General features: G+C 70.0%; 12 protein-coding genes and 1 other RNA gene. 10 read left to right on the top strand and 3 right to left on the bottom strand.

Translation table 11 applies throughout. The annotated features are described in order from the left end of the window. Positions 1-85: 85 nt before the first annotated feature. Positions 86-3,013 carry a preprotein translocase subunit SecA gene (gene secA, locus OG505_RS21720; protein ID WP_405427041.1) on the top strand — a complete coding sequence of 976 codons (2,928 nt, stop codon included), beginning with the start codon at positions 86-88 and terminating at the stop codon, positions 3,011-3,013. Positions 3,014-3,505: 492 nt separating this feature from the next. On the opposite strand, the gene OG505_RS21715 is transcribed toward secA, so the two are convergent. Both OG505_RS21715 and OG505_RS21710 read right to left on the bottom strand, forming a co-directional pair. Continuing rightward, the gene (locus OG505_RS21715) at positions 3,506-4,087 is read right to left on the bottom strand and encodes an Rv3235 family protein (protein WP_405427039.1); all 582 of its coding nucleotides are present in this window, start codon (positions 4,085-4,087) and stop codon (positions 3,506-3,508) included. A 266-nt stretch (positions 4,088-4,353) separates the two neighbouring features. Continuing rightward, positions 4,354-4,581: a helix-turn-helix transcriptional regulator gene (locus OG505_RS21710; protein ID WP_405427037.1), complete on the bottom strand. Its 228-nt coding sequence runs from the start codon at positions 4,579-4,581 to the stop codon at positions 4,354-4,356. 217 nt (positions 4,582-4,798) lie between these two features. Here OG505_RS21710 and OG505_RS21705 point away from each other — a divergent pair, with 217 nt between their 5' ends. Continuing rightward, positions 4,799-5,308, top strand: a complete 510-nt coding sequence (locus tag OG505_RS21705) for a DUF6912 family protein (RefSeq protein WP_405427035.1) — start codon at positions 4,799-4,801, stop codon at positions 5,306-5,308. A 137-nt stretch (positions 5,309-5,445) separates the two neighbouring features. Here the strand turns inward: OG505_RS21705 and OG505_RS21700 are convergent, their stop codons facing one another. Beyond that, positions 5,446-6,558, bottom strand: coding sequence for a hypothetical protein (locus OG505_RS21700; RefSeq protein ID WP_405427033.1), 1,113 nt, complete (start codon positions 6,556-6,558; stop codon positions 5,446-5,448). Positions 6,559-6,984: 426 nt separating this feature from the next. Between OG505_RS21700 and pruA the strand changes: the two genes are divergently transcribed. From pruA to OG505_RS21660, 8 genes are all read left to right on the top strand, one after another. Continuing rightward, positions 6,985-8,613, top strand: coding sequence for an L-glutamate gamma-semialdehyde dehydrogenase (gene pruA / locus OG505_RS21695; protein WP_405427032.1), 1,629 nt, complete (start codon positions 6,985-6,987; stop codon positions 8,611-8,613). Between the two features lie 176 nt (positions 8,614-8,789). Continuing rightward, on the top strand, positions 8,790-9,305 hold the full coding sequence (locus tag OG505_RS21690; protein WP_405427030.1) for a PadR family transcriptional regulator: 516 nt from the start codon (positions 8,790-8,792) through the stop codon (positions 9,303-9,305). Between the two features lie 118 nt (positions 9,306-9,423). Then, entirely contained in the window at positions 9,424-10,545 is a 1,122-nt protein-coding gene (prfB, locus tag OG505_RS21685) for a peptide chain release factor 2 (RefSeq protein WP_405427029.1), read from the top strand. 118 nt (positions 10,546-10,663) lie between these two features. Then, positions 10,664-11,344: a cell division ATP-binding protein FtsE gene (ftsE, locus tag OG505_RS21680; protein WP_007455859.1), complete on the top strand. Its 681-nt coding sequence runs from the start codon at positions 10,664-10,666 to the stop codon at positions 11,342-11,344. A gap of 67 nt (positions 11,345-11,411) precedes the next feature. Further along, positions 11,412-12,287: a permease-like cell division protein FtsX gene (gene ftsX, locus OG505_RS21675; protein ID WP_405427027.1), complete on the top strand. Its 876-nt coding sequence runs from the start codon at positions 11,412-11,414 to the stop codon at positions 12,285-12,287. A gap of 152 nt (positions 12,288-12,439) precedes the next feature. Continuing rightward, positions 12,440-12,919 carry an SsrA-binding protein SmpB gene (smpB, locus tag OG505_RS21670; protein WP_405427025.1) on the top strand — a complete coding sequence of 160 codons (480 nt, stop codon included), beginning with the start codon at positions 12,440-12,442 and terminating at the stop codon, positions 12,917-12,919. A 105-nt stretch (positions 12,920-13,024) separates the two neighbouring features. Next, positions 13,025-13,400, top strand: a transfer-messenger RNA (tmRNA) gene (ssrA, locus tag OG505_RS21665). A gap of 295 nt (positions 13,401-13,695) precedes the next feature. After that, positions 13,696-14,352 carry a hypothetical protein gene (locus OG505_RS21660; protein WP_405427023.1) on the top strand — a complete coding sequence of 219 codons (657 nt, stop codon included), beginning with the start codon at positions 13,696-13,698 and terminating at the stop codon, positions 14,350-14,352. Positions 14,353-14,423 lie beyond the last annotated feature (71 nt).

Below are 14,423 nucleotides of genomic sequence, written 5' to 3'. Positions count from 1 at the left end.
GGTGGGGTGGACCGCCGCCACCAGTGACCATCGCGCCGATGGAGCGCCTACGATGGTTCGAGACTGTCTAGGGGAGCGTTGATCCGTGTCGATTCTGGAAAAGGTCCTTAATGCTGGCGAGGGCCGCATGGTGCGCCGGCTCAAGGCCATCGCCGCCGCCGTCAGCTCGATCGAGGACGACTACGTCAACCTCACCGACGAGGAACTGAGCGGGATGACCGAGCAGTTCCGGGAGCGGCTCGCCGACGGTGAGACCCTCGACGACCTGCTGCCGGAGGCGTTCGCGGTGGCCCGCGAGGCGGCCGCCCGCGTGCTCGGCCAGCGGCCGTACGACGTCCAGGTGATGGGCGGCGCCGCGCTGCACTTCGGCAACATCGCCGAGATGAAGACCGGTGAGGGCAAGACGCTGACCTCGGTCATGGCCGTCTACCTCAACGCGCTCTCCGGCGACGGCGTGCACGTGGTCACCGTCAACGACTACCTCGCCCAGCGCGACGCGGCCTGGATGGGTCGCGTGCACGAGTTCCTCGGGCTGACCGTCGGCGTGGTGTTGCCCAACCGCCCGGCCAGCGAGCACAAGGCCGCCTACGAGTGCGACATTACGTACGGCACCAACAACGAGTTCGGCTTCGACTACCTGCGCGACAACATGGCCTGGTCGAAGGACGAGCTGGTGCAGCGCGGGCACAACTTCGCGGTGGTCGACGAGGTCGACTCCATCCTGATCGACGAGGCGCGCACCCCGCTGATCATCTCCGGCCCGGCCGAGCACTCCGCCCGTTGGTACGGCGAATTCGCTGGCGTCGTGGCCCGGCTCCAGCCCGGCACGGACGGCGAGGGTGACTACGAGGTCGACCACTCCAAGCGCACCATCGCGGTCACCGAGCGCGGCGTCGCCAAGGTCGAGGACCGGCTCGGCATCGACAACCTGTACGAGTCGGTGAACACCCCGCTGGTCGGCTACCTCAACAACGCCATCAAGGCCAAGGAGCTCTACAAGCGCGACAAGGACTACATCGTCAGCGACGGTGAGGTCCTGATCGTCGACGAGTTCACCGGGCGCATCCTGCACGGTCGTCGCTATAACGAGGGCATGCACCAGGCGATCGAGGCCAAGGAGGGGGTGGAGATCAAGCAGGAGAACCAGACCCTGGCCACCATCACCCTCCAGAACTACTTCCGCCTCTACAACAAGCTGTCCGGGATGACCGGTACGGCGCAGACCGAGGCGAGCGAGTTCAACAAGGTCTACAAGGTCGGCGTCGTGAGCATCCCGACCCACCGCCCGATGGTCCGCGAGGACCGGCCGGACGTCATCTACAAGACGGAGAAGGCCAAGTTCAACGCCGTCATCGAGGACATCGCCGAGCGGCACCAGATGGGCCAGCCGGTGCTGGTCGGCACCGTCTCGGTGGAAAACTCGGAGATCCTCTCCCAGCTGCTGCGCCGCCGGGGCATCCCGCACAACGTGCTGAACGCCAAGTTCCACGCCCGGGAGGCCGAGATCGTCGCCCAGGCCGGGCGTAAGGGCGCGGTCACCGTGGCCACCAACATGGCCGGCCGCGGCACCGACATCCTGCTCGGCGGCAACCCCGAGTTCCTCGCGGCCAACGAGCTGCGCCAGCGCGGTCTCGACCCGCTGGAGAACGAGGAGGACTACGCCAAGGCGATGGAGGAGGTCCTGCCCACCTGGAAGCAGGCCTGCGACGTCGAGGCGGACGAGGTCGCCGCCGCCGGTGGCCTGTACGTGCTGGGCACCGAGCGGCACGAGTCCCGGCGGATCGACAACCAGCTGCGCGGTCGCGCCGGCCGGCAGGGTGACCCGGGCGAGTCCCGCTTCTACCTGTCCCTGCAGGACGAGCTGATGCGGCGCTTCCGGGCCGGGGCGGTCGAGGCGGTGATGGAGCGCTTCAACATCCCGGAGGACGTGCCCATCGAGTCGAAGATGGTCACCCGTCAGATCAAGAGCGCCCAGGCCCAGATCGAGGGCCAGAACGCCGAGATCCGCAAGAACGTCCTGAAGTACGACGAGGTGCTCAACAAGCAGCGCCAGGTCGTCTACGCCGAGCGGCTGCGGGTGCTCAACGGCGAGGACCTCTCCGACCAGGTCCGCAACATGATCGACGACACCGTCGAGGCGTACGTGCGAGGTGCCACCTCCGAGGGCTACGGCGAGGACTGGGACCTCGAGCAGCTCTGGTCCAGCCTCAAGCAGCTCTACCCGGTCGCCGTGACGATCGAGGAGCTGGAGGAGGAGGCCGGCGGTTCCCGGGCCGGCATGGACGCCGATTTCCTGGTCGCCCGCCTCAAGGAGGACGCGAACGCCGCGTACGACCGCCGCGAGGAGCAGCTCGGCACCGAGGGGGTGCGCCAGCTCGAGCGGATGGTGCTGCTCCAGGTGATCGACCGCAAGTGGCGCGAGCACCTCTACGAGATGGACTACCTCCAGGAGGGCATCAACCTCCGGGCGTACGCCCAGCGCGACCCGGTGGTGGAGTACCAGCGCGAGGGCTTCGACATGTTCGCCACGATGATGGAGGGCATCAAGGAGGAGACCGTCGGCTTCCTCTACAACGTGGACGTCCAGGTCACCGAGCCGGAGCCGACCGCCGACGCGGAAGAGGTCACGCTGCTCGACAAGCCGGTGGAGATCCGGGCCAAGGGCCTCAACCGCTCGCCGCAGCGGCAGGGCCTGCAGTATTCGGCTCCGACCATCGACGGTGAAGCCAGCCCCGGCGCCGTCAGCGTCGAGCAGGAGCAGCAGCAGGCGCCGGCGCTCGGTGTGGGCCGGCCGGCCCAGGGTGCACCCGGAGCCCCCGGGCAGAGCGCGCCGTCTGCCCCGCAGCGGCCGGCCTCCGGGTTGCGTGGCCCGACGCTTCCGACCGCCGGGTCCCGACGTCCGGTCCCCAACCAGGCTGACGCCGGCAACGGCCCGTCCCGCAACGCGCCGTGCCCGTGTGGCTCGGGCCGCAAGTACAAGCGCTGCCACGGCGCCCCCAACGGCGGCAACTGACCCACAGCACGTCCCGATGGGCCCTGGCCGACGAGGCCGGGGCCCATCGGCGTCTCCACCCCTCGGATCCCGGACCACGTCCGTCTTCCGCTGCCCGTGGCCGTGTGGCGGGGTGGCGGGGTGGCGGGAGATCAACTCGGCTTCCTGGAAGTCGGGGTGTCAACGCCAGGGTGTTACCGCGCTTTTCTGGAAGTCGAGTCGATCAACGCAGAGCAAGCGCCGAAAGCGCGGCCCGGTGAGTGTCCGTGGGACGCACGCGGCTCGCGCGTGTGGATGGGACGGCCCGCGTGGGAACGTGAGCGCCCCTGGGCCGCGATCGCCCGATGGAGCGCGGACCCCCGATGGAGCGCGGACCCCCCGATGGAGCGCGGACCCCCGATGGAGCGCGGACGCGCCTCCGGCCTGGGCGTCCCCGCGTGAGCGCCCGCGGTATGCCGCGTGGTTCCGCCCTGGGGTGGACGATGACTGCAGGGGATGGCGTCGGACGGGTTGTCAGAGGACGTGCAGGGCCGTGCACAGCCAGCGGCCTCGGCGGTGTTCCAGGCGTAGCGCCATGGCCCAGCTCCGGCCACCGGCACCGCTCACCACGGCAGCCGCTTCCACCGCGGCTTCCCGGGGCTCGCACACCCGCAGCCGGAGCAGCCGCAGGGCCGGCCGCGTTGCGCGACGGCGAACCGGCCCGGCCCGCCCGGTCGCACGGGCGAGTTCGGTGAGCAGTTCGACGGCCCGGCCCGGGTCGAGCAGTGGGCGCACCTGGGCCGGCGAGCGGTAACCGTTGACCACCTCCAGGCACGTGCCGACGAAGCGGTGTGCGGCCCGGGTCGCCTCGGGGGCGCTCGCCGGTGGGAGCGGCGCACCCGGGTGGCTGGCTGGTCGCGACGGCGTCCGGCGTGGGGCCGCGCGACGCTCCGCGGGCCGGACCGGATCCGGTCGTGTCGCGGCGAACAGGTCGAGGGCGAGCTGGCCGTGGGTCGGCCCCGGCCAGTACGTCTCGTCGGGGTACGGCGGATCGATGGGCGGGACGGGGCGCAGGCGCACAGGTGGCCGGGAGGGACCGGGTCGCCGCTCACTCATCGCGGTTCCTTTCGATCTTGCGTTTGCCTTCGTTTGCCTCCGACTGACTCGATTGTCCGCGACATAGTTGCCTCGGTCAATGCCCGCAGCGGTCGACGCAACCACCCATGGGCATGATCCACTCGGTTTCGCCGACATCGCGGTATCCCGGCAGGCCGGACAGCCCCGTTTCGACGATAAGGAGCGGATCACGCGGGTCGGGGCGGAAGGTGGCCACGCGGCCGGGCAGCGCGGCCCGGCAGCGCGGCCCGGCAGCGCGGCCCGACCTACTCCGGGTCGCGGTCGATCAGGGGGTTGCCGCGTACCCAGTCGGCGGTTTCGGCGTACTTCTGCTCGATGTACTCCTCCAGCCGGGCGCGCTCGACCCGCCACTGACCACGTCCGCCGATCTTGATCGCCGGCAGCTCTCCGCTGCGGACCATGTGGTAGACCTGCGAGTCCGACACGTTCAGCTCGGCGGCCACGTCGGAGAGCAGCAGGAACCTCGGCTCCACGGAAACTCCCCGGGGTTGACGTCGTTTGCCTCAGTTTGCCATCGGCAGGGCTCACCGCCCAGCATCCGCCCGGCCCGGCGGCGGGCCAACCAGCGCCGGACACGCCGACGGAAAACTTCCACCGGCCGGAGGTGGGGTGTATGACGGTCACGGCGTGCGGCATGATCTGCGCCCGTGCCGGCTGCCGCCGGCACAGGACCGAGCGGGGAGACGACCGGTGACCGACGAGCTTGTCCGGGTGTACGTGCCGGCGACCGTATCCATGCTGGCCCGCCTGCGCGAGCAGGGGCTGACCGCCGACCGGGCGCACGCGGTGACACCCGCGCTGCGCGAGTGGTACGCCGAGGGTGACGAGGAGGAGTTGGAGTACGTCGCGTTCACCCGGGCTGCCCAGGACGCGCTGCACCTGCTCAGGGTCGATCCGGCCGCGCCCCGCCGCCGCGTGGTCGTCTCGGTCGACCTGCCGCCCGCCGCGCTCGGTCGTGGCGTTGGTGAGCTGGGGTCCAGCATGGTGACGTTGGCCGACACCGTGCCGGTGGGTGCCGTCGCGGCGATCCACGTGGACGGCGCGGACGCTGTCGAGGAGGTTGCCGCAGCGGCCGACGTGGTGGCCGAGGCCGCTGCCGGTGACCCGGACGCCCAGTTCACCGTCGACGGGGCCGAGGATCATGAGCTCGAGTGGTACGACGTGACAGAGCTGGACCTGCTGCTGCGCGCCACCGAATGAGCCGGCAGCGGTCAGCAGGCGGGCAGCGATCAGGCGAGCGGGCAGCGGTCAGCGGGCCGGCAGCGATCAGGCGAGCCGGCGGCCAGCCGAGCCGCCAACGGTCAGCGGGCCGGTAGCGGTCAGCGGGCCGGTAGCGGTCAGCGGGCCGGGTCGGCCCGGGCCGGGTCGACGTCGACGTCGTCGTGAGCGGTCGTGTCCGCCTCGTCCCCGTCGGTGGCGGTGTTGGTCTCGTTCTCGGCCGCCGGCGGCGTGGTGCCGGGACCGTCGGCCACGGCGGGGTCGTCGTCGGTGTGCGAAGGGCCGAGCGTGCGGCCGAACGCGATGAGCGCGGTCAGCGCCCCCACGAAGAGCATCCAGATGCCGTTGTCCACCCGCGAGGTGCCCAGCGACGTCTGCGCCACCGCGTCCGCCTCGCTGAGCGCGCTGGCCAGGTCCAGCAGCGACCGGCCGCCGATCCGGATGATCACCTCGGCGAGCAGCAGGAGCAGGCCCGGCCCGGCGCCGGCGAGCAGGTAGGCCGGCCAGCGCAGCGCGGGCGTCTGCGGATCGCGCCGCAGGGCTCGCCGCCGCGCCCAGGCGAGGTAGCCGAAGGCGAGCAGCCCGGCCAGCAGGCCGGCGATGAGCGACTCGGTGCGCGACACCCACTTGGCCGCGTCGACCAGCGACTGCTGGGTGTCGCCCGCGCCGAACAGGTCGAACAGCGGGTCCCGGGCACGACTGAACGCCACCACGAAGACCAGCGTGCCCAGCGCGGCGGTCACCACCGCACCGACCGCCGGGGCGGTTCGCGCGCCGGCGATCGCCGCGCCGATGATCGCGGCGGCCGCCGTCGTCCCGGCGATCACGTTGGTGGTCGAGGTGTCGAAGTAGGTGAGGTTGATTGCCAGCGCGGCGACCAGCCCGACCACCATCCCCGCGCCGATCGCACCGACGAAGCGCAGGGTCGCCCCGTCGCCGTACCGCCGGCTGAGCAGGTTGCCGCCGGCCAGGGCGGTGGCGGCCCCGGCCACCAGCGCGGCCGAGATCACACCGGGCAGAGCGAACGCGGAGAGGCTGATCGCGGTGATGCCGGCCGCCGCCGAGGTGATGGCCTCCCGGGTCGACCAGAGCATGGCGGCCAGCCAGCCGAGCGCCAGCAGCGCGAGCACGGCCGCGCCGGGCGCGGACACCGGTCGGCCGCCGGGGGTGGCTGCGTCGACCGCCGGCTGGTCCGACTCCGCGGCTGGGCCGCGGCCGGGCTGCTTGGTCATCGTCTCCCCTTCGAGGCGCCAGGTCACCGACCATTCAGGGTACGCGGGCCGCCGCGACCCCCACCGAACGAGCCACACCCGCCGGGTACGTGCCAGCGACGTACCCCCGAAGGAACCGCAACGGCCCCATGTACCGCGACCGACGTCGGGGCTGGGGCGAGCGTCCCCGGCGGAGGGATCAAGCCTGACCGCCCGGAGCCGGGGACGCTCGCCCCAGCCCCACCACCGCGACCGGTAAGGGGAGGAGGGCCAGTCGGTCCTTCGCAATCGGGTGACGGTGGCGGCAGGGCCAGCACCTTCGCGTGAAACAATCGTGCGAGGTCCCGCCGCTGCTCGGCCACCCCGCGCGGCGTCCGGTGTCCGGCCGTCCGGTCGGTGCCCGCGGGTCCGGTTTCGCCACCGCTGTCGAGATCGCCAGGAGCCTTGATGGATGCCGTGTTCTCCGTACCCGAGCCGCGCAACGAGCCGGTTCGCAACTACGAGCCGGGCAGCGGAGACCGGGATCGGCTCCAGCGGCGGCTGACCGAGCTGGCCGCCGAGCGCGTCGACCTGCCGATGACCATCGGCGGCGAGCAGCGGATGGCGGCTGGCGACCCGATCAACGTGGTGCAGCCGCACAAGCACGCCCACGTGCTCGGCGTGACCGCGCACGCCACCCACGACGATGCCCGCGCCGCGATCAGGGCGGCCAAGGACGCCGCGCCGATGTGGCGGGCGCTGCCGTTCGAGGAGCGCGCCGCGATCTTCCTGCGCGCCGCCGAGCTGCTCGCCGGCCCCTGGCGGGACACCCTCAACGCCGCCACGATGCTCGGCCAGTCGAAGACCGCGATCCAGGCGGAGATCGACGCCGCCTGCGAGTTCATCGACTTCCTCCGGTTCAACGTGCACTTCGCCCGCCGCCTGCTCGAAGAGCAGCCGGCGTCCTCGCCGGGCGTCTGGAACCGCTTCGACCACCGCCCGCTGGAGGGCTTCGTCTACGCGGTCACCCCGTTCAACTTCACGGCCATCGCCGGCAACCTGCCGTCGGCGCCGGCGCTGCTGGGCAACACCGTGATCTGGAAGCCGGGCCCCACCCAGCAGTTCGCCGCGCACTTCACCATGCGGCTGTTCGAGGCCGCCGGCCTGCCGCCCGGCGTGATCAACATGGTCACCGGTCGGGGCGAGGAGGTCTCCGACGTCGTGCTCGCCGACCCGGATCTGGCCGGCATCCACTTCACCGGTTCGACCAAGGTCTTCCAGCAGTTGTGGCGGACCGTCGGCGACAACATCGCCCGCTACCGGGGCTACCCCCGGCTGGTCGGCGAGACCGGTGGCAAGGACTTCGTGGTCGCGCACACCAGCGCCGACGTGGACGCGCTGCACACCGCGCTGATCCGTGGCGCGTACGAGTACCAGGGCCAGAAGTGCTCGGCGGCCTCCCGGGCGTACGTGCCGCGCTCGCTCTGGGAGGGTGGCCTGCGGGACCGCCTGGCCGCCACCGCCGACTCGCTGACCTACGGCGACGTGGCCGACTTCGGCAACTTCGGTGGCGCGGTGATCGACGACAAGGCGTTCGCCCGGCACACCGCGGCGCTGGAGCTGATCGCCGGTGACGACAGCTGCCGGGTGCTCGCCGGCGGCACGGCCGACGACTCGGTCGGATACTTCGTCCGGCCGACGCTCTTCGAGTGCGCCGACGCAGCGCACGAGACGTTCACCACCGAGTACTTCGGGCCGATCCTGGGCGTGCACGTGTTCGACGACGCGCGCTTCGACGAGGTGGTCACGCAGGCCGAGTCGATCGCCCCGTACGCGCTGACCGGATCGGTGTTCGCCACCGACCGCCGGGTGATCGACGCGGTCGGCGAGCGCATGCGGTACGCGGCCGGCAACTTCTACATCAACGACAAGCCGACCGGCGCGGTGGTCGGGCAGCAGCCGTTCGGCGGTGCCCGGGCCAGCGGCACCAACGACAAGGCGGGCTCCTGGCTCAACCTGGTTCGCTGGGTGTCGCCGCGAACGATCAAGGAGACCTTCGTGCCACCGACCGACCACGCGTACCCCCACATGGGCTGACCTGCGGCGACCCGCCGGCGGCGTGCGCAGCGCCGCCGGCGGCCGGCCGAGGGGCCGCAATCCATCGATAGTCCTCAACGGACAGTCTGCCGCCGACAGTGCACTTAGGAAGTCCTGTCGGGTGGCAAACTGCCAAATCCTGGACGCCGGCAGCGCAAAGTGGCAGCGTAACGGGCATGGCGGAATCCGGAGTCAACCCCACGGCGGCGGCCCTGCTCGGGCTGCTCCACGAGGGTCCCATGACAGGCGGCCAGTTGATGGCCGCCGCAGAGCGCCGGCTGGCGCCGTACTGGTCGATGACCCGCAGTCAGGTCTACCGCGAGTTGCCGGTGCTGGCCGAGCGGGGTTACGTGCGGCTCGGCAAGCCGGGCCCACGAATGAGCCAGCCGTACGCGCTCACCGCCAGCGGGAAACGGACATTTTCCCGCTGGCTGACGGAGAACCCGGGGCGGGACACCATCCGCAACCCGATCGCGCTCCGGATGGCCTTCGGCAACCTGCACTCGTCCAGCCAGCTCAAGAGCCTGTACGCCTCGGCCAACGAATATCACACCGAGGCCCTCGCTCAGGTACGCGAACAGGTCAAGAACGCCAAACGGGACGGCGAGACGTACGACGCCAGCGCGCTGGAGTTCGCCGTCGCCTACCACCGGGCGGCCCTGTCGTGGCTGAAGTCCGCCCCCGTCGGGTGATCTGCGGCGGGTTCGCCGACACGGAACGAGCTGCGCTGCTCCCGGCGCAGAGCCGATTTGGCGCGGACCTGCGGGGCTCGCAAGCTCACTCCTGGTCCGCGCAGTACGCTTGTCTGTCGTGACCGCTGCCGATTACGCCGAACAGCTCAAGGAACTCGACGCGACCCTGCGCAACATCGAGGCCGTCCTCAATCTGGACCGGCTGCACGAGGACAAGGCCCGCCTGGAGCAGGAGGCGTCCGCCCCCGACCTGTGGGACGACCAGGCCAAGGCGCAGCAGGTGACCTCGCAGCTGTCGTACGTCAACGGCGAGATCAGCAAGCTGGGCAGTCTGCGCTCCCAGCTCGACGACGCCCGGGTGCTGCTGGAGTTGGCCGAGGCCGAGTCCGACCCCGGCGTGCTGACCGAGGTCGAGGCGGAGATCACCGGCCTGACCAAATCCATCCAGGAGATGGAGGTCCGCACCCTGCTCTCCGGCGAGTACGACTCCCGGGAGGCGCTGGTCGCCATCCGGGCCGGCGCCGGTGGCGTGGACGCGGCGGACTTCGCCGAGATGCTGCTGCGGATGTACCTGCGCTGGGCCGAGCGGCACGGCTACCCGACCGAGGTCTACGAGACCTCGTACGCCGAGGAGGCGGGCCTGAAGTCGGCCACCTTCGCGGTCAAGGTGCCCTACGCGTACGGCACCCTCAGCGTCGAGTCGGGCACCCACCGGTTGGTCCGGATCAGCCCGTTCGACAACCAGGGCCGCCGGCAGACCAGCTTCGCGGGCGTGGAGGTGCTGCCGGTGACCGAGCAGACCGACCACATCGACATCCCGGAGAACGAGGTACGCGTCGACGTCTATCGTTCCTCCGGCCCCGGTGGGCAGAGCGTCAACACCACCGACTCGGCGGTCCGGCTCACCCACATCCCGACCGGCATCGTGGTGACCTGCCAGAACGAGAAGTCCCAGCTACAGAACAAGGCCTCCGCGCTGCGGGTGCTCCAGGCCCGGCTGCTGGAGCGCAAGCGCCAGGAGGAGGAAGAGAAGATGGCCGGCCTCAAGAGCGGCGGCACCAGCTCGTGGGGCGACCAGATGCGCTCCTACGTCCTGCACCCGTATCAGATGGTGAAGGATCTCCGAACCGAGCAGGAGACCGGCAATCCGAGCGGGGTCTTCGACGGCGACCTGGACGAGTTCATCGAGGCCGGTATCCGTTGGCGCAAGCAGCAGCAGCTAACCAGCGACGGTGCGTGACGGCCCGTGGGCGGAGCGCTTCGTCGATCTCCAGGTGAGGGCCTGATTCGACGACGCGCGCCGCATCTGCGGGGCGTGGGGCTTGGCTCAGTTGTTACACCGCGTAGACTCACCACCCGTGATTCAGCTTGAGCAAGTGACGAAGACGTACCCGAAGGCGTCCCGGCCTTCGCTCGACAACGTGTCCGTCTCGATCGAGAAGGGCGAGTTCGTCTTCTTCATCGGTCCATCCGGCTCCGGCAAGTCCACAATCATCAAGATGCTGCTGCACGAGGTCACCCCCAACAAGGGGCGTGTCATCGTCAACAGCAAGGACGTCACGTCGATGCGCTCCTGGAAGCGACCCCACTTCCGGCGTTCGATCGGCTGCGTCTTCCAGGACTTCCGGCTGCTGCCGAACCGCACCGCGTACGAGAACGTGGCGTTCGCCCTTGAGGTGATCGGCAAGACCAAGGCGGTTGCCCGCCGGGTCGTGCCGGAGGTGCTGGAGCTGGTCGGGCTCGGTGGCAAGGAGCACCGCTACCCGCACGAGCTCTCCGGTGGTGAGCAGCAGCGGGTTGCCGTCGCCCGGGCGTTCGTGAACCGTCCGCTGATCCTGCTGGCGGACGAGCCGACCGGAAACCTGGACCCGGACACCTCGATCGAGATCATGCGCCTGCTGGACCGGATCAACCGCACCGGCACGACCGTCGTGATGGTCACCCACGACTCCAACATCGTGAACCAGATGCGTCGCCGCGTCATCGAGATCGAGAGCGGTCGCATCGTGCGTGACCAGGCCCGCGGCGTCTACGGGTGAGCCGGCGCTCCACCCCTGCGCAGCCTGACGACGAACACTTCATGCCGGAGACCCGGAGGAAATCCCGATGCGCGTGAAATACGTCCTGTCCGAGGTACTGGTCGGACTGTGGCGCAACGTGACCATGACCATCGCGATGATCATCACGATGGCGGTCTCGCTGACCATGCTCGGCGCCAGCGGTCTCATGTACCGCCAGGTTGACGACATGAAGGACCTCTACTACAAGAACATCGAGGTCTCGATCTTCCTCAAGACCGATGTCACCGACGAGCAGCGTGACCAGGTCAAGGCGAAACTCGACGGCGACCCCCTGATCAAGGAGGTCAACTACGTCGACAAGGACGAGGCGTACAAGAAGTTCCAGGAGATGTTCCAGGACGCGCCGGACCTGCTCAGCGCCGTCAAGCCGGAGAGCCTGCCCCCGTCGTTCCGGCTCAAGCTGAACAACCCGGAGCAGTACAAGAACATCTACGACCAGTACAAGGACACCGAGGGTGTCGACGAGATCATCGACCAGAGCCGCCTGCTGGACAAGATCTTCGACGTCCTCACCGCGATCCAGAACATCGCCCTGGCCGCCGCGATCGTGATGGCCATCGCCGCACTGCTCCTGGTGGCCAACACCATCCAGGTCGCCGCGTACAGCAAGCGGCGTGAGGTGGCGGTCATGAAGCTGGTCGGCGCGTCCAACTGGTTCATCCAGGCGCCGTTCGTGCTGGAGGCCGTGGTGGCCGGCCTGATCGGCTCACTGCTCGGCCTGGTGGCCCTGGTCGCGGCGAAGTATCTGCTCTTCGACGGGTCACTCAAGGCGTTGCAGGGCCTGATGTCGCCGATCAGCTGGGGTGACATCCTGTTCATCTTCCCGCTGATGGCCGGCGTCGGTGGCCTCGTCAGCGCCGCCACCGCCTGGATCACCCTGCGCTTCTACCTGCGGGTCTAGGCACCGTACGGGGCGTCCCGTGGTCTCCCGAGGACCCTCCCGCAGCCGGAAATAAACGGCGCGGGAGGGTCCTTGTCATTCGGGTAGCATGATCGGTTGTCCGGCCGGGGTGAGCTCGGCGACGGACGTTTCCGGGAGAGGGGGTGGCGCCGATGCCACGGGAAAAGGGGCGCAAGGTGGTCGCCTCCAACAAGAAGGCACGCCACGACTACTCGATCCTCGACACGTACGAGGCGGGCATGGCGCTGACCGGCACCGAGGTCAAGTCGCTGCGGGCCGGGCGGGCGTCGCTGGTCGACGCGTTCGCCCAGGAGCGCGACGGCGAGTTGTACCTGCACGCCATGCACATCCCGGAGTACACCCAGGGCACCTGGACCAACCACGAGCCCCGGCGTACGCGCAAGCTGCTGCTCAACCGGGTCGAGATCGACAAGCTCGTCGGCAAGACCCGGGAGGGCGGTTTCACGATCGTCCCGTTGCAGGTCTACTTCTCGGACGGCTGGGCCAAGGTCGAGATCGCCCTGGCCAAGGGCAAGAAGTCGTACGACAAGCGCCAGGACCTCGCCAAGCGCGACGCGGACCGGGAGATCGCCCGGGTGTCCGGTCGACGGGGCAAGGGGATGGACGACTGATTCATCCCGCTTTGTCAGGGTCGGCGTGCCGACCCGGGGCTCGGGATGAAAGCCGTTGCGCCAGGCGTTAGTCTTGTCAGTGCCGCCACATCGGCGGCCTGTCGAGGGGGTGACTGGTTTCGACTTCGTACGCAGCGACAGGGGAAGCGAGCCGAGGAAGCCGACGTCGTCTCGAGAATCGGTCGTCGGAAACTTATAAGCGCCAAGAACAATCGCGCTGACTTCGCTCTCGCCGCCTGAGGCGAGTAGCTAAGTCTGTCGGCCTGGGAACGCCTTCGTCCCAGTAGCCGGCATCAGCTAGAAGGCTGGCCAATCGGACCCGGTCGCGGGGTCCGTGCGGCGAGATCAATCAGCGACTGGGCCCGTCACACCAACTTGCTCGCGTGAGCGGTGGGGCCGAGTAGAGGCACAGCGAGCTGCGCTCGGAGAAGCCCTGACAAACCGGCGAAGGACCCGGGTTCGATTCCCGGCACCTCCACCACCTCGAAACGATGCGCCCCGGCCCACCGGCCCGGGCGCATCGTCGTATCCGGCGGGCGACCGAGGAAGCCGGGGCGATTGATCCACTCCACATCGCCGATGTGGCGGTATCCGACCGTCCGGACACGCCCACATCGGAAACCTGGAGTGGATCACCGCGCGCTACGCCGCGTGCCGTGCTGCGCCGGACACCGAGTCCGCTGCGCCGCGACACCGACGTCCGGCGTGCCGCCCGCCGCGACGTGACAGCGCCGCCCGGGCACTGCGGGCGGGTCGTCGCCGCCTACGCTGCCGCTGTGACGAACCAGCAGCTGCGCCTGTCGGTCGGCGCGTCAGCGGGCCAACGCACGGTCGCGGTGGTGACGGGGGTCCTCGTCGCGGCGATCGGTGCGGCGTTCGTGCTGGTGCCCCTGCTCGCCGGCGGGCTGGTGCGCCGCCTCACCGGCCCCGGAGACGGGTTCGCTTCCTACGAGGAGGCCCGCGACCTGCCGCCGGGAATGCTGCCACCCGCGCTGCGGGAGTCCACGAGCGGCTCGGGAGGGCCCGGACCGTTCCTTGGGCTGTGCGGGCTGCCGTTCGTCCTGCTCGGCGTCTACCTGGTGCTGCGAGTGCTCCGTACGGCCGCCTGGCTGGACGGCAGCCGGGTGCGGGTGCGGGGCGCCATCCGCAGTCGTACCGTCGATCTCGCCATCGCCCGCGTCGACCCCCGTTTCCCTGGTGAGGTGGGGGCCGACCCGTCGGCCCGTGCGGGTCGATCGCCGGGGATCGTCGTCACCGATCGGGCCAGCGGGCACCGGGTCACCATCCCGCTGCGGGGGATGGGTCTGCCCGTCCTGCCGCCGTCCGAGCTGCACGCGCTCGCCGACGCGTTCGCGGCGGGTCGACCCGGTGCGGAGCCCAGTGACGAGGCCCGCGCCGTCGCCGCCGATCTGCGGCGTCTGGCGGGCGCCTGAGCGGCCGGCTGACGGCGGTGTCCGATGTGCCGGTGGGGCGGAAGGCAACCAGTGTTGCCAGTGGGACAGAT

The sequence above is a fragment of the Micromonospora sp. NBC_00617 genome (assembly GCF_045161355.1).
In the GTDB taxonomy this organism is placed as follows: Bacteria; Actinomycetota; Actinomycetes; order Mycobacteriales; family Micromonosporaceae; genus Micromonospora.
This window is presented reverse-complemented; position numbering and strand designations above follow the sequence as displayed.

Bases quoted from the DNA above. Each gene is read 5' to 3' on its own strand.
- OG505_RS21715 (WP_405427039.1), bottom strand. From the start codon at position 4,087: ATGAGTGAGCGGCGACCCGGTCCCTCCCGGCCACCTGTGCGCCTGCGC.
- OG505_RS21700 (WP_405427033.1), bottom strand. From the start codon at position 6,558: ATGACCAAGCAGCCCGGCCGCGGCCCAGCCGCGGAGTCGGACCAGCCG.
- pruA (WP_405427032.1), top strand. From the start codon at position 6,985: ATGGATGCCGTGTTCTCCGTACCCGAGCCGCGCAACGAGCCGGTTCGC.
- OG505_RS21690 (WP_405427030.1), top strand. From the start codon at position 8,790: ATGGCGGAATCCGGAGTCAACCCCACGGCGGCGGCCCTGCTCGGGCTG.
- ftsX (WP_405427027.1), top strand. From the start codon at position 11,412: ATGCGCGTGAAATACGTCCTGTCCGAGGTACTGGTCGGACTGTGGCGC.
- smpB (WP_405427025.1), top strand. From the start codon at position 12,440: ATGCCACGGGAAAAGGGGCGCAAGGTGGTCGCCTCCAACAAGAAGGCA.